This window comes from Blautia sp. St.27G3 (genome assembly GCF_059728505.1).
Genome location: NZ_BAAGFO010000003.1, coordinates 586069 through 607743, shown reverse-complemented (window position 1 = coordinate 607743; position 21675 = coordinate 586069). Strand labels below are relative to the sequence as shown.

The following is a 21675-nucleotide window of genomic DNA, read 5'->3' as shown; positions in this document are numbered from 1 at the left end:
TAGGAGAGGAAAGGGCTCAAAAATAGGAATGGTAAGAAAAAAATATAAGAGCAGCAGATTCGTTCAGGTAGCGCTGCTGGCAGCAATGGCGGTATTTGGCGTAACAGCGTGTGGGCAGGACAGACAAACAGGGGAAAATCTGATTGTGACAGAGGTTGGAAATAAAAAGACAGTAAATTTATTCAGCCCCATGGAAAAGATAAAACCAAATGCTGAAAATGTCGCGAGAAGTGCGTTTGACCAAACCGTAGCCATGGCAGAGGAGAAGCTGGGGGTTAATCTTGCGTATATAACCTATACGGCGGAAAACTATCAGGAAAAAACGTACGATGACGTGGCGCTTGAGCGGGCCCGCAACAATATGGATGATATTTATCTGCTGAATCCTGACGTGATTCAGGCCCTTGGGGAAGAGGAAAAGCTGCTGGATCTGTCCTGCCTTGACAGTGCAGAGAATTTAAGAGAGGTCGTGAAAACGGCAAATACCGTAAATGGCAGGTTGGTTGCGATTCCGCAGGAGGTTGTTGCATATGGGTTATTTGTGAATCAGGATATGTTTGAACAGTATGACCTGAAGCTGCCGGAGACTCCGGAGGATCTGCTGGAATGCTGTAAGGTGTTTCAGGAAAACGGAATTGATACGCCGATCGGTGCGAACCGCTGGTGGCTGGAAACCTTTGTTTTTGCCCAGGCGTATGCGGATTTGTACAATGGGGGAAACACAGAGGCGGAGATAGAGGCGCTGAACCGCGGGGAGCGAAAGTACAGCGACTATATGCGCCCCGGTTTTGAATTTCTTCAGAAATTGATCGACGAGGGGTATATTGATGCGAAGAAGGCAGCAGTCAGTGAGGCGATTGAGGGAGAAGGGGCAGATTTTCTGGCGCAGAAAACTCCGATCGTCATGGCCTACTGGGGGGCAGCCAATGCGGAAACGGCTTATGGAGCTCCGGATTTCAATCTGCAGGTGATCGGATTGCCGAGTAGCCGCGGGCAGATGCCGGTTGTATCTATGACAGGACTGGCAATCAGTTCAGAGGCTGAGCATGCAGAAGACGCAATGCGTACGCTGGAGGTGATTCTCTCAGATGAAGCGCTTCAGGTTTATGCAGAGACGAACAAAGTAATCTCTCCTTCCAGGAATGTTGAGGTGGAATGCATTCCAGCATTGAAGCCATTGAACGATAAAATTCAAGAAAATGTTTATGTGCTTGCCACAAATGCAGGAATGAAAGTGGAGCAGTGGGGCAACACGTGTCTGATCGTGCGTGATCTGCTCCATGGGGCTACGGTAGATGCGTGTATGGAGAAATTTAACAGCCTGCAGCGGGCATCCTTGGAGCAATAGAATTTTCTGGAAAGTGCTGCCATTCGTGACAATTAAGAACCACTGATGACAATCAAATTGAATGTAAAAAAATGGTGTGCTATGATGACGTTACTTCCGTTGGCCGGGTGAATTTGCCGGTCGGCAGGGGCAACGTCATTGAAACTTTGCGCGAAGTTTTCAAAAAGATAGAACCAGTAAAAACAATTCATAGAAAAGAAAAAGGTGGTAATCTTATGAAGAAATTTCCATTAGCGCTTGCGATGGCAGTGGCTGCGAATGCGATGTGTGTTCCGGCTTTGGCAGCAGAGAACGATTCGGTGATCAAAGAAAGCTCCTCAGGTTTTTATTATATTGAGGCAAACGGTGAGCAGGTTCGCCTGAGCAACAAAAGTGCGGAAGGTTTTATAGAAGCGGATGGCCTGTATTTCCGTGATCTGGATAAAGACGGTGAGCTGGATGTTTATGAAGATTGGCGTCAGGATCAGGAAGCACGTGTTCAGGATCTTCTGTCTCAGATGACCGATCAGGAAAAAGCAGGCACACTGATTTTCTCCTGTGTATTCGGAAGCAACGGAAGCACGGTCAGCAATCTGAGCAACGACATAGAGGACCGCGGTAATGTATCTGCTACCGGAACACCTTATGTAGATGATCCGGAAGCATGTCTTTATTCTACAGAGTCTCTTGTAAACGTAAACGGAACGAATATCGTACCGATGGCTTACCAGATCAAAGGAACGAATGTTACGACCTATATCGCAGCATTTACAGGAAATCCGAAAGATCAGCTGGATACATTTAATGCAATCCAGGGCATTGCAGAGGAGAACCGCCTTGGTATTCCGGTTGTATTTTCCGGTGACCGTTCCTACAATACATGGGGCGGCATGATCGATATGCCTCATTATGCATTTGGTGTGGCTCATGATGAAGAACTTCTGTACAATCTTGTATCAGAGTATTCCAAAGAATCCGCAGCACTTGGTTACCATCAGGTATTCCATGGCTATGGAAATGAGATCGGCAGCTTCTACGGAGATGATCCGCAGTACATCGCAAAGATGTCCGCGATCGAGACAAATGCTTACCAGGACAATGGCTGGAGTGCTCATTCCAAACACTTCATTGCCCGTGGCGGACGTAATGCATATGTAAAAGCAAAATCTCCGGCAAACCTTCTGGACAGCTGGATGGTAGGATGGAAGGCAGTTGTTGATGCAGGTACAGACTACATCATGACGAACAACAATGAAGGTATTACTCCGGGCGTTCAGGGTTACATGGACAAAGATACGTATGACATCCTTCGTGAGGATCTGGGCTATGAAGGCGTTGTCTGTCTTGACTGGCCGCTGGATATCACATGGATTATGAGCAACACAGGCGTTACCTCCGATGGTATCGACATCTCTACGTTGAACGCAACTGAGCGCTATGCAATGATTCTGAATGCAGGCGTTGATATGTTCAGCTGTTACAGTGCAATTCTTGGCGATGATCTGAGCGAGCATCAGGAAGAAATCTTCTGCCGTGCTTATCCGGATCTGATTATTGAAGCAGTAGAGCAGGGTCTTGTTACAAGTGAAGACTTTGACGAGCATGTGGCACGCGTTCTGCGCAACAAGTTTGATCTTGGTATCTTTGAAGATCCGTATTCAGACTGGGAAGACGCAGTTGCACTGCTTGGTTCTGAGGAATATCAGGCAGAGCCGTTTGCAGTAATGAGCAATGACGATATCAACCGTGCACGCCGCAGTGAACTTGCTGAGATGGAAGAACAGCTGATGGTTGAATCTACGATCCTTCTGAAAAATGAGAACAGCATTCTTCCGCTGGCAGCAGGTACAAAGGTATACGTAGATGGAACAACAGAAGATCTGAAGGCAAGCGACAGGACAGCAATTGGCGCATATGGCGAAGTAGTTGATACGATGGAGGCAGCAGACGTGTGTCTGTTCCATGTAACAACATTTGACGATGCTTATTATTATATGATTGAGGATGCGCAGGCAGCAGGCAAGCCAGTTGTTCTGATCAGCGAAGGAACAGAAGGGCGGAGCGGCCTTACGGAGCCGACGCTGGAGCAGGTAGAGGTATCTGACGCACTTTTGATGCAGACCTATAGCAACACACCGGATCACGGTTCGAACGTAGGAAGCTTCTATCGCTATACAACACCGTCCATTACGGCAGCGATGTTGTTCGGTGAGAAAGAACCGGCAGGAAGTACCGTATTTGAGGGAGCCTATTATGAGGATGATTACTATCTTTCCTGGGGCGAGCTGCAGAATGATATCGGCGTAGACGATGAGACACGTCTGTACATGGCAATGCTGGCTAAGGAAAATCCAAACATCGAAATGGCAAATAACCTTGGAGACGTTCTTTGGACAACCGACTATGGTATGAGCTACAGCAACCCGGCAGCGATCGAGCTGAGTCTGTTAACAGTACCGCGCACAACGGAAGAGGTTGAGGTTGAGACCAGATGGGGAACTCAGATGCAGACAGTAGCAGTAACTGCAACTCAGCAGGCAGGCGTTCCGTTCAAGGTTTCCTTCGTAGCAAAGAACAACGGCGGCGACGGACATATGACCGTTCAGGTAATGGATGGCGAAAACGTTGCAGCAGAGAAATTCGTAGCTCTGGATGAAGGACAGTTCCGTGTCATCAGCGTAGAGCTGACACTGGAAGCTGGCGAGCATACCATCAGCGTTGGCGATATGAGCGAGACAATCGTTGTCGAATAATCTGAAAACTGAAAATATTTCTTCTACTATTTTCAAGGGCGCTGCCAAAACAGCAGCGCCCGGTTTTTCATATCAGGAATTTTATATTACAAGAGTGTATGAGGCATACTTTTGTTTTATCACAGGAAAGGAATGTATACAAACATGAAGAATAAAGTAAGAAAAACATTACTAATACCAGGAGCTGCGACACTTTGCCTTGGGATGTTTTCCTGCACGGCACTGGCCGGAGAGAGTACGGCTGTTGCACATCAGGCACAGGGAGCCGTTACGATTGACGGAGATTTAAGTGAGTGGGATCTGTCCTCGCCTATCGAGATTAAAGACGAATCACAGGTGATCCGGGATGCAGAGCACTGGCTTGGCGAGACGGATGTAAGCAGTAGCGTTTATCTGATGTGGGATGAAGAAAATCTGTATCTGGCTGTAGATGCAAAAGAGGCAACGCCGTTTGGCGCAGTCGGGCAGCTTGCACATAATATGGAGGATAACTTCAAACTTTACATTTCCACCAATCCGGATGCAGACCCGGATCGTACCGCTTATGAGACAAATGATTTTCTGGTATACCTGATGATGGATAAGACAAACTGGTATACAGCGATTGACCGTTCTATGATCGAGCGGGAAAACCTTGCGCGTTTCAGCACCCAGGGGATGGAGGGGAGCGATAAGGTCCTGCAGGGGTATGAGAGAACTTACACAATAACTGATGAAGGTTTCATTTTTGAGGCTGTAATTCCGTGGGCCAATTTTTCCAATGACTACATTGAAGCCTATGTACCGACAGCAGGCGATACAGTTAATTTTGATTTTTGTATGACTGACAATGACTATCCTTTCCCGAATACGCAGGCCAGCGTACAGATCAGCTGGTCCGGATCGGCAGAAAGCGATAAAAATCCGAGCGTGTGGGGCCGGGTGACATTTGAATAGGAAAGAGAAATAAGCGCTGCAATGCAGGACTTATTGGATGATACAGGCTGTCCGCTTTGAAAAAAGTGTTGACAGCCTGTTTTTTTGTGATATACTTTTAAAATCAAAATATTTTAAAATCAAATATATTTAAAATAAAATAGAATAAAATAAATAAAGGGCAGATGGTGAAGAACAATGACTGGAGTAATAAAGGGAACGGGTTCGTACGTTCCACCGAACATTCTCACGAATGAGGCGCTCTCACAAATGGTAGAAACAAGTGATACGTGGATACGGGAGCGGACCGGAGTCGAGGCGCGGCATATTACAGAGACAGAGACAACTGTGTTTATGGCATCGCAGGCGGCAGAGGCAGCTATTTTGGATGCAGGGATTTTGCCAGAGGAGATTGACCTGATTGTTGTGGCAACGAGTTCCTCGAATGTGATCTTTCCATGTACGGCGTGTGAGGTCCAAAGAGCAATAGGCGCCGTGCATGCGTTTTGTTTTGATCTGAATGCAGCATGTACCGGCTTTTTGTTTGCCTATAATACGGTCTGTTCGTATCTGGAATCCGGTCTTTGCCACTGTGCGCTTGTGATTGGCGCGGAAAGCCTGTCGCATTTGGTCGACTGGCAGGACCGCAGCACGTGTATTTTGTTTGGCGACGGAGCCGGGGCTGCTGTGATCTGTGTCCAGGATGGACCGCGAGGGGCGTCAGTTTTGCATTCGGATGGGAGACTGGGGGATGCGCTGACGTGTGAGACACACCATCAGAGCCGCTGGCAGGAAAGAACAGAAATGACCCATCTGCGTATGAATGGAAGAGCTGTGTTTCAATTTGCAGTAAAGAGGGTGCCGGAGGTCATAGAAGAGGTACTGGAAAAAGCGGAGCTTTCCAGAGCTGAGATTACATATTATATTCTGCACCAGGCGAATCAGAGGATTGTAGAGTCAGTGGCGAAGCGGCTTGGGGAGTCACTGGAAAAATTTCCGATGAATCTTTCCAGATATGGAAATACTTCTTCTGCAAGCATTCCGATTTTGCTGGATGAGCTGAAGAAAAGCGGGAAGCTGAAAAAGGGGCAGCGTCTTGTGCTTGCAGGATTCGGGGCTGGCCTATCCTGGGGGGCGTCTGTAGTAACCTGGGGCTGATAAAAGGTAATTACCGGAATTGCCGGATTACAATAAAAAGAATATTTATGAACTTTGTATGAATGAAAAGGAGAATAAGATTATGTTTGAAGAATTAAGAGAGATTATTGCAGAGAGTCTGAATGTAGATGCAGAGAAAATCACAGAAGAGACTTCTTTTAAAGAGGATCTGGGGGCAGATTCCCTCGATCTGTTCGAGATGGTTATGGCGCTGGAAGAAAAATACGAGAAAGAGATTCCGACAGAGGATTTGGAGCAGCTCACAACGGTTGGAGCAGTTCTGGAGTATTTAAACCGGTAAAAGGAGAGACGCGTTATGAGGACAGAGATTACAGAATTGCTTGGCATACAGTATCCGATTATCCAGGGAGGTATGGCCTGGGTAGCAGAGCATCATCTGGCAGCAGGTGTGTCAGAGGCAGGCGGATTGGGACTGATCGGCGCTGCGAGCGCTCCGGCAGACTGGGTGCGCCAGCAGATCAGGGAAGCCAGGAAAAAGACGGAGAAGCCGTTTGGCGTTAACATCATGCTGATGAGTCCGTATGCGGACGAGGTCGCAAAGGTGATTGTGGAAGAAGGCGTAAAGGTCGTAACAACAGGAGCGGGAAGCCCTGAAAAATATATGGAAATGTGGAAGGCTGCCGGTGTAAAGGTTATTCCGGTTGTGGCGTCTGTGGCGCTTGCAAGAAGGATGGAACGCACGGGAGCGGATGCCGTTGTGGCAGAAGGAAGTGAGTCAGGGGGACATATTGGCGAGAATACGACGATGGTACTTGTGCCTCAGGTTGCAGATGCCGTCCAGATACCGGTGATCGCCGCAGGTGGAATTGCAGACGGCCGCGGTGTGGCAGCCGCTTTTATGCTCGGCGCAAAAGGGGTACAGATCGGCACTCATTTTGTCGTGACAAAGGAAGCGCAGGTTCATGAAAACTATAAACAGCGGATTTTGAAAGCCAAGGATATTGATTCCTGTGTGACAGGCCGCACAACAGGCCATCCAGTACGGGCACTGCGCAACCAGATGACCAAAGAATACCTCCGTATGGAGAAAGAGGGAACCTCTTTTGAGGAGCTTGAGCTTCTGACACTGGGCGGACTTCGAAAGGCAGTTGTCGAAGGAGATACGGTAAATGGAAGCGTAATGGCAGGACAGATCGCAGGAATGATCAAAGAAGAGCTTTCCTGTCAGGAACTGATCGAAAAACTCGTAAAAGAGACGGACGCACTGATCGGGGGAGCCGGATTCTATGAGTAAAACAGCGTTTCTTTTCCCGGGACAGGGTTCACAGAAATGCGGCATGGGAAAAGACTTTTATGAGCAGAGCAAAACAGCGAAAGTGATGTTTGACCAGGCGTCAGAGGCTTTGGGATTCGATATGAGGGCGCTCTGTTTTGAACCGAATGAGAAACTCGACCAGACGGAATATACACAGGCGGCGCTGGTAACAGCCAGCCTTGCGATGGCACGCACAGCCATGGAGAAAGGACTGAGGGCAGATATTACGGCTGGGCTGAGCCTTGGCGAGTATGCTGCGATTGCAGTAGCCGGAGGGATGAGCGATGAGGACGCGATCCGGACGACACGCGTGCGGGGAATTTTGATGCAGCAGGCTGTTCCACGGGGGGAAGGTGCTATGGCGGCCGTACTGGGGATGGAGACGGAAAAAATTGAAGCAGTACTGTCTGGAATCAGCGGTGTGACGATTGCCAATTATAATTGTCCCGGCCAGATTGTCATTACCGGGCGGACATTTGCAGTAGAGCAGGCAAAAGCGGCGCTTCTGGAGGCAGGAGCGAGGCGAGTGCTTGCGCTTAACGTCAGCGGGCCGTTTCACTCGCCGATGCTGTGTGGGGCGGGCGAAGCGCTCCAAAAAGAACTCGATCATGTTCGGTGGAGAAATCTTGAAATTCCCTATGTGACGAATGTAACAGCAGAGACTGTGACGGAGATTGGGCAGACAAAGACGTTGCTTGCACAGCAGGTGGCATCACCCGTTCGATGGGAGCAGAGCATTCGCCACATGATTGCATCCGGAGTCAAAACATTTGTAGAGATCGGACCCGGAAAAACATTGAGTGGTTTTGTGAAAAAAATTGACAGGGGCGTGAGATGTTTTTCTATTCAGACCGTGGAGGATTTGGAGAGCGTTTTGTCGCAGTTGCAGGATATGTGAAAACCACAGGAGAACAGGAGGAGAGTGAAGATGACGGAGGAAAAGATTGCAGTTGTTACAGGGGCGTCGAGAGGGATTGGAAGAGCAATTGCGTGCAGATTGGCCAGTGCCGGAGCGACGGTGGTTCTGAATTATAATGGGTCTGCGGAAAAAGCGCAGGCGGTGCAGGCAGAGATTGAGGCAGCAGGCGGCCGCGCGCAGGCAGTGCAGTGCAACGTTTCGGATTATGCTGCCTGTGAGACATTTTTTCAGGGTGTGATTGAGACATACGGAAGAATCGATATTCTTGTGAATAATGCTGGAATTACAAGAGACGGTCTGTTGGCGCGGATGACGGAGGAAGATTTTGACCGGGTGATTGAAGTAAATTTAAAGGGAACGTTTCACTGTCTGCGTTTTGCGGCAAGGCAGATGATCAGACAGCGAGGGGGGCGGATCATCAATCTGGCTTCTGTGTCCGGTGTGGCCGGGAATGCCGGACAGGTAAATTACGCGGCTTCCAAAGCCGGAGTGATTGGCATGACGAAGTCGGCGGCAAGAGAGCTGGCTTCCCGTGGCGTTACGGTCAATGCAATCGCGCCGGGATTTATTGAGACTGATATGACAGGAGCGCTTTCCGATGCAGTAAAGGAAGCGGCGGTCCGTCAGATTCCGCTTGGAAGATTTGGAAAGCCGGAGGAGATTGCGGCTATGGCCGCATTTTTGGCTTCGGAAGAGGCCGGCTATATTACAGGCCAGGTATTTCAGGTAGACGGCGGTATGGTCATGTAGGAGGGAAAGATGAAGAGGAGAGTCGTAGTGACAGGCCTTGGCGCTGTTACGCCAATCGGAAATGATGTGCAGCAATTCTGGGCATCTGTGAAAGAGGGAAAGGTCGGAATCGGGCCAATTACAAAATTTGATACATCTGCGTATAAAGTAAAGCTTGCAGCAGAAGTGAAAAACTTTACGGCAGGGGATTGTATGGATGCGAAGGCAGCCAGACGAATGGAGCCGTTTGCACAGTATGCGGTGGCGGCGGCCAAAGAGGCAATGGCAGATGCCGGGCTTGATCTGAATCAGGAAGATGTGTATCGCGTGGGGGTGATTGTGGGTTCCGGAATCGGAAGCCTGCAAACGGTAGAACGGGAATATAACAGACTTTTGGAGAAGGGACCTGCGAGGGTGGCGCCGCTTATGGTGCCGCTTATGATTTCGAATATGGCAGCAGGCAATATTGCAATTCAGATCGGCTGCAAAGGAAAATGTACGAGTGTGACAACTGCATGTGCGACGGGAACTCATGCAATCGGAGATGCAATGCGCGCGATTCAGTGCGGGGATGCGGATGTGATGTTTGCAGGGGGAACAGAGAGTGCGATCTGTCCGACCTCCGTTGCAGGCTTTGCGAGCCTGACAGCGCTTACGACGAGTACGGACCGGCTGCGTGCTTCCATTCCGTTTGATAAAGACAGGAATGGTTTTGTTATGGGGGAAGGAGCCGGTGTGGTGGTGCTCGAGGAGCTTGGACATGCAAAACAAAGAGGCGCGAGGATTTATGCGGAGGTGGCAGGCTACGGAGCAACGTGTGATGCGTACCATATTACTTCTCCAGCAGAAGACGGAGAAGCTGCGGCCAGAGCCATGCTGCTTGCCATGCATGAGGCAAATGTGGCTCCGGAAGAAATGGATTATATCAATGCACACGGCACAAGTACACATCACAATGATCTGTACGAGACGCGGGCAATCAGGCTTGCGCTTGGCGAGGCGGCCGAAAAAGTGGCGGTTAATTCAACAAAGTCGTTGATCGGTCATCTGCTCGGGGCAGCGGGCGGCGTAGAATTCATTACGTGTGTAAAGAGTATGCAGGACAGCTTTATTCACCAGACCGCAGGTACGGCGCAGGTTGACGAAGCGTGTGATCTGAATTATACCGTGGGTGCTCCGCTTCATAAAGAAGTGCGATGTGCGCTCAGCAATTCACTTGGTTTTGGGGGGCATAATGCAGCCGTTCTTATAAAAAAGTATCAAGGGGATTGAGCAACCGTGCAAAGGAGTTAATTATAGATAGTTTTGAGATTAGGGTTCGGATCTGGCTGTAAAAAATATGGAGAACAGGGAGATATGGTATGGACTTGGAGCAGTTATTGCGGCTGATTGATGCAGTGTCGAAGTCAGCGCTTACAGAATTTAGATATGAAGAGAGAGGTGTTCGGATTCGGATGGGCAAGGCGGGAACCAAGGCCGGTGCAACAGAGGTTGACCGTGTCCCTGATACAGCAACTGCCGGTGCAGAATTAGAGCAGCAGACGTGGGACGATCAGGAGAAAGCGGAAGCGTCTGGAATGCAGGGTGAGGGAAGGATGATCGTGTCTCCGCTTGTCGGGACTTTTTATGCGGCGCCGTCAGAGGAAGCGGAAGCGTTTGTGGCAGTGGGGGATCGTGTGAAAAAGGGTCAGGTACTGGCAATTATCGAGGCGATGAAGCTGATGAATGAAATTGAGAGTGATTGTGACGGTGTGGTCGAGCAGGTATTTGTGAAGAACGGGGAAGCAGTGGAATACGGGCAGCCGTTGTTTCGGATTCGTTAAATGCAGGAGGAAAGTATGAATCATTTGGACGTTAACCAGATCAAAGAGATTATTCCGCACAGACATCCGTTTTTACTGGTGGATTATATAGAAGATTATCAGGCTGGAAAATATGCAGTCGGTTATAAATGTGTGACGTATAGAGAGGATTTTTTTGCCGGGCATTTTCCGCAGGAGCCGGTGATGCCAGGCGTACTTACTGTAGAAGCGCTGGCGCAGGTCGGTGCGGTTGCAATTTTGAGCCAGGAAGAAAACAAGGGGAAAATTGCGTATTTTGGCGGGATTCAGAAATGCAAATTCAGGGGAAAAATCAGGCCTGGGGATAAGGTGAGACTCGAAACGAGAATAATAAAGCAAAAAGGGCCGGTCGGGATTGGCGAGGCTGTGGCCAGTGTGGACGGGAAGACGGTAGTGAGTGCAGAATTGACGTTTATGATCGGTTAGGTGATGGTATGGTAAAAAAGGTATTGGTTGCGAACCGGGGGGAAATTGCGGTGCGGATTATCCGGGCGTGTCGTGAGATGGGGATTCAGACTGTCGCGGTGTATTCGGAAGCGGACAAAGAGGCACTTCATACACAGCTTGCGGACGAGGCAGTGTGCATCGGTCCGGCTCCGGCGTCCGAGAGCTATCTGAGCATGGAGCGTATCATCAGCGCCACGATGATAACCGGAGCTGACGCGGTTCATCCGGGGTTTGGTTTCTTGTCAGAAAATTACAGATTTGCACAGCTTTGTGAGACATGCGGCATTGTGTTTATCGGTCCGCGTGCGGAAGTGATGCAGAAGATGGGGCAGAAGGCTGAGGCAAGAAGGACGATGATACAGGCAGGCGTTCCGGTAATTCCGGGAAGCCAGGAGGTTTATGATGCGAAGGAGGCGGCTGTCCGTGCGGATGAAATCGGATATCCGGTGATCATAAAGGCAGCGCTGGGCGGCGGTGGGAAAGGCATGCGCGTGGCGTTTGAACGGGAAGAATTTGAGAGCTGTTTTCTGACCGCGCAAAAAGAAGCCAGGGCGTCTTTTGGAGATGACACGATGTATCTGGAGCATTTTGTGGAGCATCCGAGACATATTGAGTTTCAGATTCTTGCAGATACGTACGGAAATGTGGTGCACCTTGGAGAACGCGACTGTTCCATTCAGAGAAACCACCAGAAGATGATCGAGGAATCGCCATCTGTGGCAATATCCGGGGAGCTGCGTTCTCACATGGGGGAAGCGGCTGTGAAGGCGGCAAAGGCGGTCGGATATACAGGAGCCGGAACTATTGAATTTTTGCTGGAAAATGACGGAAGCTTTTATTTTATGGAGATGAACACCAGGATTCAGGTCGAGCATCCGGTGACTGAGTGGGTGACGGGATTGGATCTGATTAAAGAACAGATTCGGATTGCATCGGGCCTGGAGCTGCCGTATGGTCAGCAGGATATCAGGCTGAAAGGACACGCAATCGAGTGCAGAATTAACGCGGAAAATCCGAAACAGAAATTTCGGCCGTGTCCCGGAACCATTACGGATCTATATCTTCCGGGAGGGCAGGGAATCCGGATTGACGCTGCCATATACAGCGGTTATACGGTGCCTCCGTATTACGATCCGATGATTGCCAAACTGATCGTGCATGCCGATACGCGGGAAGAAGCGGTTGCCAAGCTGCGCAGTGCGCTTGGCGAAACGATTATAGAGGGAATTGATACGAATATTGATTACTTATATGAGATTACAGGAAATGAGAGATATCGGCAGGGAAATTTTGATATCGGATTTATTGAAATGCTCGGGCAAGAGGAAGACAGCGTATGAAATTAAAGGGAATGTTTAAAAAAACATGTTATGAACCGCAGAAATCCACATCCGGTCACGGGACAGCGAATCAGAAACCGGAGGTGCCGGATGGGCTGCTGAAGAAATGCAATATCTGTAAGGCGGCGATTTTTTCGGAGGAAGTCAAAAACTGGCACTACATCTGTCCGAAATGTCACGGATATTTTCGAATGGACGCGTATCGCAGAATTGAGATGATTGTGGATGCAGGAAGTTTTGAGGAGTGGGATAAGGGCATTGCTTCCGGAAATCCGTTGCATTATAAAGGCTATGAGGAAAAACTGGATACCCTGCGGGAGAAGACGGGGCTGGATGAGGCAGTAATTACGGGAGAAGCAAAGATTTGTGGAAGCAGAGCCGTGATTGGTGTCTGTGACGGACGTTTCCTGATGGCCAGTATGGGAAGAGTGGTCGGCGAAAAAATTACGAGAGCCGTCGAGAGAGCCGTTGAAAAAAGGCTACCGGTCATTTTGTTTGCCTGTTCCGGCGGGGCGAGAATGCAGGAGGGAATTGTTTCCCTGATGCAAATGGTGAAAACAAGTGCAGCCCTGAAGCGTCACAGTGAAGCGGGACTGCTTTTTATATCTGTTCTTACAGATCCGACAACCGGCGGCGTGACGGCAAGCTTTGCCATGCTTGGGGATGTCATTCTCGCGGAGCCAAATGCACTGATCGGTTTTGCAGGGCCGCGTGTGATCGAGCAGACGATCGGACAGAAGCTGCCGAAAGGCTTTCAGCGTTCCGAGTTTTTGCTGGAACACGGTTTCCTGGACGCGATTGTCGGGCGTGAGGAGGAACGGGAGGTGCTGTCTGGCCTTTTAAAGCTTCATGAGCCGAGTGAACGACAGGGCTGTGAGAAGGATGAGGCAGAAAGGGCAGCGTATAGTGTAAAGGAAATAGATGCATGGGAACGTGTGCAGATCTCAAGACAAAAGGACCGTCCAGTCGGACGCGATTATATCGACGATTTGTTTACGGATTTTGTTGAGCTGCATGGGGACCGATATTATAAGGATGACACAGCGGTTATCGGAGGCATTGCAAAATTCCACGGACGCCCGGTTACTGTGATTGCGCAGGCAAAAGGAAGGGACGTAAAAGAAAACGTTAAGAGAAACTTCGGCATGCCCTCCCCGGAGGGGTACCGCAAGGCACTGCGTCTGATGAAACAGGCAGAGAAATTTAATCGTCCCGTTTTTTGTTTTGTAGATACGCCGGGCGCTTTCTGCGGTCTTGAGGCAGAGGAACGCGGGCAGGGAGAGGCGATTGCGAGAAATCTGTTTGAAATGTCAGATCTGAAGGTTCCGGTTCTTTCGGTTGTGATCGGGGAGGGCGGAAGCGGCGGCGCGCTTGCCATGGCAGTGGCCGATGAGGTTTGGATGCTTGAGAATGCAGTATATTCAATTTTGTCACCGGAAGGATTTGCAGCGATTTTGTGGAAAGACAGCAAACGTGCCAGAGAGGCTGCCGGCATTATGAAGCTGACGTCAGGTGATCTGAAAAAGCTGGGAATCATTGAGAAAATCATTCCGGAACCGGAGGTTTTAACGATAAATAATTTCAAAGAGCTGACCCGGGAGCTGGAATACAGGATGGATGAATTCTTAGATCGGTACGAATCGGTGGATAAGGAAACGCTCACAGCACGCAGGTATGAGCGTTTTCGGGCAATGTAACAGGCAAAGTGCAGAAAAATCTGTGTATTATGGAAAAGAAAAGATTGATTCTGGAAGCCCGGAGTGGTTATACTGTCAGTAAAGACAAAAGAGGGAGAGACGGACCTTGCAGACATATGAAGTAATCAATGATGTTCTTGTAAATCTTTTTAATGAAATCTGGAAAAAAGAAGGGGAGGCCATCATTACACAAGAATTTAAAGATATCAGCAACAATGATATGCATATCATAGAAGCCGTCGGCATGGGGGCTGGCAACCGCATGTCGTCGATCGCCAAAAAGTTGGATATCACAGTCGGTTCTCTGACAACTGCGATGGACAGTCTGGTAAAGAAAAACTATGTGATGAGGGAGCGCAGCGACCGTGACCGCAGAGTTGTTAATATTCGTCTGACGCAAAAGGGTGAAAGGGCGTTTTTGCATCACCAGGAATATCATCATAAGATGACGGAAGCGGTGATAAAAAGTTTGCGGGAGGATGAAATTGAGGTATTGTTGAAAACGCTCAAAAGTTTGGCAGAATTTTTCAGGAATTATGAGACAAATTGTAGGATGGAAGAATTTGTACTTGAAAAAAAACAGAAATTATAGTATGCTAATCCGAAAGATTCAATAAAAAGGAAGCGACAGAAATGAATAGTGAAAGACTGCAAAGAGTTCTGGCAGAGATGAAGAAAGAAGGGATTGGGCAGCTCGTGATCACCAATCCGCATTCCATTTGTTATCTGGCCGGACATTATGAGGAGCCGATTGAGCGGTTCTGGGCCCTGTATCTGAACGAGAGCGGGAGTCATCGGCTGATTGCGAACCGTCTTTTTACACTCAGTGAAGTTTCAGGTATTGAGATTCTCTGGTACGAAGATGGACAAGACGGCGCAGAATTGCTTGCTTCCTGCGTAGAGCACGACAAAGTGCTGGGCGTGGATGGAGGTATGAGGGCGAGATTTTTACTGCGCCTGATGGATTTGAACGCAGCGTCAGGATACCGCACGGCATCAGATTGTCTGGATACGGTGAGGGCGCACAAAGACGAAGAAGAAAAAGCGCTGATGCGCCGGGCATCTGAGATCAATGACAAGGCGATGGCCAAGTTTAAAGAATTGATTCGTCCGGGTGTGACGGAAAAGCAGATAGCGGGACAGCTGCTGGAGATTTACCGAAAGCTTGGAGGCAAAGATTTTTCATTCAGTCCTTCGGTGGCGTTCGGCGGCAATGCGGCGTGCGGTCATCATGAGCCGGATGACACGGTTCTGAAAGTTGGAGACTGCATCCTGCTGGATGTCGGATGTACATATGAAAGTTATTGCTCCGATATGACGCGAACGTTCTTTTTCGGAGAAGTCAGCAATGCGCACAGGCATGTGTATGAAAGTGTACTTGCTGCACAGCTTGCAGCAGAGGCGGCCATCAGACCGGGGGTACCGCTTAAGGATATCGACGGGATTGCGCGCCGGGTGCTGACAGAAGCCGGCTATGGTCCTAATTTTACACACCGGCTGGGGCATTTTATCGGCCGTGAGGTACACGAAAAAGGAGACGTATCGCCATCTAGTCCGTTAGTTGCCGAGCCTGGGATGATTTTTTCGATTGAGCCGGGAGCGTATCTGCCGGATGATATAGGCGTACGAATTGAGGATCTCGTTCTGGTTACAGAGGACGGCGTGGAACTGCTGAATCATTACACGAAGGACCTTCAGGTGATTCCGGCAGAATAATCACAGAACAAATCAGCAAAAAGAGAATAGATGTACGGCAAGGGCGCCGGTTTTTCAAAACGGCGTCTTCTATTTTAAACGGGTACTTTGCCTGTTTAATGTAAAAAAGCACCACAAATACTGGGAAAAGAGAAAACTGGAGGAAATGAAACATGTCAAAATACATATTAAAACGACTTCTGACACTCATTCCTACCCTGCTTGCGGTTATTTTTATCGTTTACTTTATCATGGATTTGACACCGGGAGATCCCGGTACGCTGATTCTTGGAGAGCGGGCGTCACAGGAAGAGATTGATGCAAAAAATGAAGAACTTGGGTACAACAAACCGCTTCCGGTTCGTTATGTGAATTACGTGGCAGACCTGGTGCATGGCGATATGGGTAATTCCTGGAAGTCAGGCCGTCCGGTTATGGGCGAAATTATTGCAAGGCTTCCGGTTACGGTTACGCTGGCAGTCGGGGCGATTCTGATTGGAACCGTGATAGGTATTCTTGTCGGCATTTTATCAGCGGTGAAGCAGTACAGTTTCTTGGATTTTTCCGCGACGGCAATTGCGATGGCGCTTGCTTCGTTTCCAGGATTCTGGATCGGTATGATGTTGATTCTGCTGTTTTCCTTATATCTTGGCTGGCTGCCTTCCTTTGGAGGCGGAGATCTGAAGCATTACATACTGCCGTGGATTACGACCGCGTGTCCGTTTTTGGCATCCCAGATGCGTATGACGCGTACCTCTATGCTGGAAGTGATCCGTATGGATTATATCCGTACGGCTAGAGCAAAGGGACAAAGAGAGAGTAAAATTATCATGCAGCATGCGCTGCGCAACGCGTTGCTTCCGGTTGTAACGATTCTCGGTATTAACTTTGGCGGACTGCTGGGCGGTACTGTTACGATTGAGACGGTATTTACACTTCCAGGTGTTGGCTCTCTGATTATTGAAGCAATCCGTACGAAGGATGTTCCCATTGTTACGGGAGCGACAGTTATGCTGGCGTCGTTCTTTGCCATCCTGATGTTGATCGTGGATGTGCTGTATGCATACATTGATCCGCGTATCAAATCAAGATATGAAAGAAAGTAGCGGAGGGAAAAGACATGGGTGAGAATACAGTAAAGGTAAAAATAAAGAAAAAAAGTCAGGCTGGCGATATCTGGCGCCGGTTTCTGAAAAATAAAACAGCGGTGTTCGGGCTGATCGTGTTTTCTCTGATTATGCTGGTCGTGCTTCTGGCCGATGTGATTGTCTCTTATGATTCAGCGCTGACACAGAACATCATGGACCGTTTGCAAGCTCCGGGAGCCGCACACTGGTTTGGTACAGATAATTTCGGACGTGATATTTTTGCGAGAATCGTTCATGGTTCGAGAAATTCTCTGCTGGTTGGTATCGGCGCAGTGGCAATCGGTATCACAGTCGGGGGCCTTCTCGGTTCCGTCGCGGGATTTTACGGCGGAAAAATTGATTCCGTGATCGGGCGAATCATGGATACCATCATGAGTATTCCGCTGATGCTTCTGGTGCTTTCGCTTGTAACAGCGCTTGGCAACAGTCTGATCAATGTACTGCTGGCTATGATGATTGCAAATATTCCTCAGTATGTACGTATCGTACGTGCAGCGATCCTCTCTGTTGTGGGACAGGATTATATCGAGGCAGCGCGTGCATGCGGCACATCGAATCTGAAAATTATTGTGAAGCATGTAATCCCGAATGCAATCGGACCGATCATTGTGCAGGCAACTATGGCAGTAGGCACCATGATCCTGAATGCGGCAGGCATCAGCTTCCTTGGCATGGGTATTCAGCCGCCGACACCGGAATGGGGTGCGATGCTCAACGAAGGAAAGCAGTTTATGACGATGTATCCGTATATCGTTGTGTTCCCGGGAATCGCAATTGGGCTGACGGCCCTGGCTCTGAACCTGATGGGAGATGGGCTTCGGGATGCGCTTGACCCGAAACTGAAAGACTGAGGTGATAAAGATGGATCATACGATAGAACATACAGACAAGATTCTGGAAGTAGAGAACCTCACAGCAGTATACAATACGGATGCCGGCGTTGTGCATGCGGTAAACGGCGTGAGCTTCAGTATCAATAAAAAAGAAACGATTGGCCTGGTAGGAGAGACCGGAGCCGGAAAGACGACAACCGCACTTGCAATCATGCAGCTTCTTCCGGAACGTACCGGTGAAGTGAAAAGCGGAAGCATCCGCTACCGTGGAGATGAACTGTTGACCAAAAATAAGGCAGAGATGCGCCTGATTCGAGGAGCATGTATTTCTATGATTTTCCAGGACCCGATGACGGCCCTGAACCCTCTGATGACAGTAGGCGAGCAGATTTACGAGTCACTTGCCATCCATAACAGCAACAAGACGCAGAAAGAACTGGAACCGCGTGTGGATGAACTGCTTGAACTGGTAGGAATTCCAGCCAGAAGAAAGATCAATTATCCGCATGAATTTTCAGGTGGTATGAAGCAGAGAATTGTCATTGCGATTGCCCTTGCATGCGAACCGCTTCTGCTGATTGCGGACGAACCGACGACGGCGCTCGATGTGACAATTCAGGCACAGGTTTTGAACCTGATGGATGAGCTGAAACAGAAGCTTTCCACTTCTATGATTATGATTACGCACGATCTTGGCGTGGTTGCTCAGACGTGTGACAAGGTAGCGGTCATGTATGCCGGAGAGATCGTTGAGTACGGTATGCTCGAAGAGATTTTTGATCCCAACCGGCCGCATCATCCGTATACCATCGGACTGTTCAATGCGATTCCGAGCCTCAGCGGAGAGAGCCGGAGACTGAAACCAATCGACGGGCTGATGCCGGACCCGGCGAATCTGCCGGAAGGCTGCCGTTTCCATCCGCGTTGTCAGGAATGCATGGAGTGCTGCAAATCCGGAGAGATTTATCAGTACGAAAACGGCACGCATAAAATTAAATGCAATCTGATGCGGAAAGGAGAGAACGATGGCAGAGCTGATTAAAACAGTTGATCTGAAAAAATATTTTAAGCTGTCCAAAACAGAATACCTGCACGCCGTGGACGGTGTGAATCTCTCCATTGAAAAAGGCCGGACACTCGGTGTGGTAGGGGAGAGTGGTTGCGGAAAATCAACGCTTGGCCGTACAATGATCGGTCTGAACAATGCGACGTCCGGTGAGATTTGGTTTGAAGGAGAGGATTTGCTGAAACTGAGTCCATCCCGTCGGAAGGCCTACCGCAGTAAAATGCAGATTATTTTTCAGGACCCGTATTCGAGTCTGGACCCGCGTATGTCGGTATTTCAGCTGATCGCAGAGCCTTTGATTTCCAATAAGGTACATAAAGCGAAAGGTGAGCTGGTAGATCACGTATCCTATCTCATGGAAAAGGTCGGACTCGATCAGCGTTTCATCAACGCCTATCCGCATGAGATGGACGGAGGACGCAGACAGAGAGTCGGAATCGCCCGTGCACTTGCACTGAATCCGGAATTTATTGTCTGTGATGAACCGGTATCTGCGCTAGATGTTTCAATTCAGGCTCAGATCATCAATTTGTTGATGGATATGCAGGAAGAGATGGGACTTACGTATATGTTCATTACGCATGACCTGTCTGTAGTGCGTCATATGTCGGATGAGATCATGGTTATGTATCTGGGCCAGTGCGTGGAAAAGGCTCCGGCAGCTGAGCTGTTCCGGAATCCCCTGCATCCGTATACGAAAGCACTTCTGGCCGCCATTCCGCAGCCGGTAATTGGCGAAAAAATGAACAAAGAAATTATCCGCGGCGAGGTATCGGACCCGATCAATCCTGCGCCGGGATGCCGGTTTGCATCACGCTGCAAGCATTGTTGTCCGCAGTGTACGCAGGCCGATGTACCACTGAAAAAGGTAGAGAACGCTCATGAGGTTGCATGCGTTTTATACAAATAAAAAGGTTACACTTCCGTCCTGCATGAGACAGGGCCGCAGTGATAACAGATTTATAAGGAGGAAAAAATATGAATACATCAATGAAAAGAGCGGTTGCGGCAGCACTTATGTGTGCTATGATGGCAACAAGTATGACGGTAAATGTATCTGCGGCGGGTGACAGACCGATCAACATTGCATATCCGGCAATTCCGGACGGACTGATCCAGAGACTGCACTCCCCGGGTGTTCCGGAGTCTATCGCATATGCACAGATTTCTGATACTCTGATTCACAAAAACAGTGATGGAGAGTATGAGCCGAGAATGGCAGAGAGCTGGGAAGTAAATGAGGAATCCACAGAGCTTACGTTCCATTTAAGACAGGATCTTAAGTGGTCCGACGGAGAACCGGTTACGGCAGAGGACGTTGTGTTTACGATGCAGATGCTGAAAGAAGAAGCGCCTGGATTTTCTGTAGTAGTGGCAGATCTGGATACCGTAGAAGCAGTGGATGATTATACAGTTGTCATGAAACTGACACGGCCGGACGTTGTGTTCCTGTCCAATCTGGCTACTGATATGTACGGTTCCATCATGCCGGCTCACGGCAATGAGCTTTGGGGCGCAGAGTACGGTACAACCGTTGATAAGACACTTTCCTGCGGTCCGTATATTCTGACAGACTGGAAACCGGATGTTTCCATGACCTTTGAGGCAAATCCGGATTACTATGCAGGCGAGGCAGATATCAAAGAAGTTGTTTTCCATGAGATGCAGGATACAAACGCAGCCGTTGTTGCACTGCAGACAGGAGATATGGATGTATGGTTCAATCCGATTACCGGAACCGCATACAACACACTGACAAGCTCAGACAATATCGCAGTAGAAGAATATGTCAGCGGACGTAACGAGGGTGTTTATATGTACACACCGGACGGTACATTCTCTGATCCGAAGATGAGACTGGCAGTTGCATATGCAATTAATCCGGAAGAAGCTCTGGCAGTTGCAGCAGACGGCATGGGCGTGCTGATCAGCTATCCGGGCGACATCGGAAGCGAGATGTCCGGTAATCCGGATTATGATTCCGAGTATGCTTACAGCTATGACCTGGATAAGGCAAAAGAACTCGTGGCAGAGTGCGGTATGGAAGGCGCAAGCGTTACCGTAAAATCCTACAATACAGAACCGTATGCAACACTCGGTGTATGGCTTCAGAATGTACTTGTAAACATGGGCCTGAATGCAACCGTTGAGCCGATGGAGCGTGCTGCGTTCCTGGAAGAAATGAGAGCAGGCGGCGTTGAGATTCTTCCGCTTTCATGGGTAGGACAGACCTATGATCTGGATGAGGTTCTGGCTGGCGCTTTATATTCTGAGAATGCAGGAAGCTCAAACTACAGCTTCTACAACGATCCGGAAATGGATGCACTTGTTCAGCAGTCCCGCGGAGAGTCTGATCCGGAAGCGCGTAAGGAAATCTTTAAGCAGATGATCGACAAGTTTATGCAGGATGTTCCGTTTGTTCCGCTGTACGCTGTAAAATTTGCGATTCCGCACAGCACGGACATTGTATGCGACAATGCAAAATCCTACTCGATGTTTGATTATCACTGGGCAGAATAAAAAAGGAGATT

General features: G+C 49.1%; 20 protein-coding genes. All 20 read left to right on the top strand.

Annotated elements, in window-relative coordinates; all coding sequences use genetic code 11:
* Positions 1–28: 28 nt before the first annotated feature.
* Positions 29–1348, top strand: a complete 1320-nt coding sequence (locus tag AC6I2O_RS16945) for an ABC transporter substrate-binding protein (protein ID WP_497743316.1) — start codon at positions 29–31, stop codon at positions 1346–1348.
* 215 nt (positions 1349–1563) lie between these two features.
* Positions 1564–4080 (top strand): glycoside hydrolase family 3 N-terminal domain-containing protein, encoded by a 2517-nt coding sequence (locus AC6I2O_RS16940; protein ID WP_497743315.1) that lies wholly within the window; start codon positions 1564–1566, stop codon positions 4078–4080.
* Positions 4081–4224: 144 nt separating this feature from the next.
* Complete coding sequence (locus tag AC6I2O_RS16935; RefSeq protein WP_497743314.1) at positions 4225–5016, top strand: sugar-binding protein; 792 nt, start codon at positions 4225–4227, stop codon at positions 5014–5016.
* 177 nt (positions 5017–5193) lie between these two features.
* Entirely contained in the window at positions 5194–6153 is a 960-nt protein-coding gene (locus tag AC6I2O_RS16930) for a beta-ketoacyl-ACP synthase III (RefSeq protein WP_120392818.1), read from the top strand.
* An 82-nt stretch (positions 6154–6235) separates the two neighbouring features.
* Positions 6236–6454: an acyl carrier protein gene (gene acpP, locus AC6I2O_RS16925; RefSeq protein WP_120392939.1), complete on the top strand. Its 219-nt coding sequence runs from the start codon at positions 6236–6238 to the stop codon at positions 6452–6454.
* A 15-nt stretch (positions 6455–6469) separates the two neighbouring features.
* On the top strand, positions 6470–7408 hold the full coding sequence (gene fabK, locus AC6I2O_RS16920; protein WP_120392817.1) for an enoyl-[acyl-carrier-protein] reductase FabK: 939 nt from the start codon (positions 6470–6472) through the stop codon (positions 7406–7408).
* Complete coding sequence (gene fabD / locus AC6I2O_RS16915; RefSeq protein ID WP_497743313.1) at positions 7401–8327, top strand: ACP S-malonyltransferase; 927 nt, start codon at positions 7401–7403, stop codon at positions 8325–8327. Before fabK ends, fabD begins: the two co-directional genes overlap by 8 nt.
* 30 nt (positions 8328–8357) lie before the next feature.
* Positions 8358–9098 (top strand): 3-oxoacyl-[acyl-carrier-protein] reductase, encoded by a 741-nt coding sequence (gene fabG, locus AC6I2O_RS16910; RefSeq protein WP_497743312.1) that lies wholly within the window; start codon positions 8358–8360, stop codon positions 9096–9098.
* Positions 9099–9107: 9 nt separating this feature from the next.
* Positions 9108–10349 (top strand): beta-ketoacyl-ACP synthase II, encoded by a 1242-nt coding sequence (fabF, locus tag AC6I2O_RS16905; RefSeq protein WP_497743311.1) that lies wholly within the window; start codon positions 9108–9110, stop codon positions 10347–10349.
* 89 nt (positions 10350–10438) lie between these two features.
* Entirely contained in the window at positions 10439–10900 is a 462-nt protein-coding gene (accB, locus tag AC6I2O_RS16900; RefSeq protein WP_120392815.1) for an acetyl-CoA carboxylase biotin carboxyl carrier protein, read from the top strand.
* 15 nt (positions 10901–10915) lie between these two features.
* Positions 10916–11344, top strand: a complete 429-nt coding sequence (gene fabZ / locus AC6I2O_RS16895; protein ID WP_120392814.1) for a 3-hydroxyacyl-ACP dehydratase FabZ — start codon at positions 10916–10918, stop codon at positions 11342–11344.
* A gap of 8 nt (positions 11345–11352) precedes the next feature.
* Positions 11353–12705 (top strand): acetyl-CoA carboxylase biotin carboxylase subunit, encoded by a 1353-nt coding sequence (locus AC6I2O_RS16890; RefSeq protein ID WP_497743310.1) that lies wholly within the window; start codon positions 11353–11355, stop codon positions 12703–12705.
* Complete coding sequence (locus AC6I2O_RS16885) at positions 12702–14402, top strand: acetyl-CoA carboxylase carboxyltransferase subunit alpha (RefSeq protein ID WP_497743309.1); 1701 nt, start codon at positions 12702–12704, stop codon at positions 14400–14402. The genes AC6I2O_RS16890 and AC6I2O_RS16885 overlap by 4 nt, the downstream gene beginning before the upstream one ends.
* Positions 14403–14508: 106 nt before the next feature.
* On the top strand, positions 14509–14994 hold the full coding sequence (locus tag AC6I2O_RS16880) for a MarR family winged helix-turn-helix transcriptional regulator (protein ID WP_120392811.1): 486 nt from the start codon (positions 14509–14511) through the stop codon (positions 14992–14994).
* Positions 14995–15035: 41 nt separating this feature from the next.
* Positions 15036–16118, top strand: a complete 1083-nt coding sequence (locus AC6I2O_RS16875; RefSeq protein WP_120392810.1) for a M24 family metallopeptidase — start codon at positions 15036–15038, stop codon at positions 16116–16118.
* A 152-nt stretch (positions 16119–16270) separates the two neighbouring features.
* Entirely contained in the window at positions 16271–17203 is a 933-nt protein-coding gene (locus AC6I2O_RS16870; RefSeq protein ID WP_120392809.1) for an ABC transporter permease, read from the top strand.
* Positions 17204–17217: 14 nt separating this feature from the next.
* Positions 17218–18096 carry an ABC transporter permease gene (locus AC6I2O_RS16865; RefSeq protein ID WP_120392808.1) on the top strand — a complete coding sequence of 293 codons (879 nt, stop codon included), beginning with the start codon at positions 17218–17220 and terminating at the stop codon, positions 18094–18096.
* Positions 18097–18106: 10 nt separating this feature from the next.
* The gene (locus AC6I2O_RS16860; RefSeq protein ID WP_120392807.1) at positions 18107–19120 is read left to right on the top strand and encodes an ABC transporter ATP-binding protein; all 1014 of its coding nucleotides are present in this window, start codon (positions 18107–18109) and stop codon (positions 19118–19120) included.
* On the top strand, positions 19104–20054 hold the full coding sequence (locus tag AC6I2O_RS16855) for an ABC transporter ATP-binding protein (protein ID WP_120392806.1): 951 nt from the start codon (positions 19104–19106) through the stop codon (positions 20052–20054). Before AC6I2O_RS16860 ends, AC6I2O_RS16855 begins: the two co-directional genes overlap by 17 nt.
* Positions 20055–20122: 68 nt before the next feature.
* Positions 20123–21664: an ABC transporter substrate-binding protein gene (locus AC6I2O_RS16850; RefSeq protein WP_120392805.1), complete on the top strand. Its 1542-nt coding sequence runs from the start codon at positions 20123–20125 to the stop codon at positions 21662–21664.
* Positions 21665–21675 lie beyond the last annotated feature (11 nt).

Excerpts from the sequence above, each read along its gene's own strand:
- AC6I2O_RS16855 (WP_120392806.1), top strand. The coding sequence starts at position 19,104 with ATGGCAGAGCTGATTAAAACAGTTGATCTGAAAAAATATTTTAAGCTG.
- AC6I2O_RS16890 (WP_497743310.1), top strand. The coding sequence starts at position 11,353 with ATGGTAAAAAAGGTATTGGTTGCGAACCGGGGGGAAATTGCGGTGCGG.
- AC6I2O_RS16945 (WP_497743316.1), top strand. The coding sequence starts at position 29 with ATGGTAAGAAAAAAATATAAGAGCAGCAGATTCGTTCAGGTAGCGCTG.
- acpP (WP_120392939.1), top strand. The coding sequence starts at position 6,236 with ATGTTTGAAGAATTAAGAGAGATTATTGCAGAGAGTCTGAATGTAGAT.
- fabK (WP_120392817.1), top strand. The coding sequence starts at position 6,470 with ATGAGGACAGAGATTACAGAATTGCTTGGCATACAGTATCCGATTATC.
- AC6I2O_RS16875 (WP_120392810.1), top strand. The coding sequence starts at position 15,036 with ATGAATAGTGAAAGACTGCAAAGAGTTCTGGCAGAGATGAAGAAAGAA.
- AC6I2O_RS16885 (WP_497743309.1), top strand. The coding sequence starts at position 12,702 with ATGAAATTAAAGGGAATGTTTAAAAAAACATGTTATGAACCGCAGAAA.
- accB (WP_120392815.1), top strand. The coding sequence starts at position 10,439 with ATGGACTTGGAGCAGTTATTGCGGCTGATTGATGCAGTGTCGAAGTCA.
- fabG (WP_497743312.1), top strand. The coding sequence starts at position 8,358 with ATGACGGAGGAAAAGATTGCAGTTGTTACAGGGGCGTCGAGAGGGATT.
- fabZ (WP_120392814.1), top strand. The coding sequence starts at position 10,916 with ATGAATCATTTGGACGTTAACCAGATCAAAGAGATTATTCCGCACAGA.
- AC6I2O_RS16935 (WP_497743314.1), top strand. The coding sequence starts at position 4,225 with ATGAAGAATAAAGTAAGAAAAACATTACTAATACCAGGAGCTGCGACA.
- AC6I2O_RS16860 (WP_120392807.1), top strand. The coding sequence starts at position 18,107 with ATGGATCATACGATAGAACATACAGACAAGATTCTGGAAGTAGAGAAC.
- AC6I2O_RS16930 (WP_120392818.1), top strand. The coding sequence starts at position 5,194 with ATGACTGGAGTAATAAAGGGAACGGGTTCGTACGTTCCACCGAACATT.
- AC6I2O_RS16865 (WP_120392808.1), top strand. The coding sequence starts at position 17,218 with ATGGGTGAGAATACAGTAAAGGTAAAAATAAAGAAAAAAAGTCAGGCT.
- AC6I2O_RS16940 (WP_497743315.1), top strand. The coding sequence starts at position 1,564 with ATGAAGAAATTTCCATTAGCGCTTGCGATGGCAGTGGCTGCGAATGCG.
- fabD (WP_497743313.1), top strand. The coding sequence starts at position 7,401 with ATGAGTAAAACAGCGTTTCTTTTCCCGGGACAGGGTTCACAGAAATGC.
- AC6I2O_RS16850 (WP_120392805.1), top strand. The coding sequence starts at position 20,123 with ATGAATACATCAATGAAAAGAGCGGTTGCGGCAGCACTTATGTGTGCT.
- AC6I2O_RS16870 (WP_120392809.1), top strand. The coding sequence starts at position 16,271 with ATGTCAAAATACATATTAAAACGACTTCTGACACTCATTCCTACCCTG.
- fabF (WP_497743311.1), top strand. The coding sequence starts at position 9,108 with ATGAAGAGGAGAGTCGTAGTGACAGGCCTTGGCGCTGTTACGCCAATC.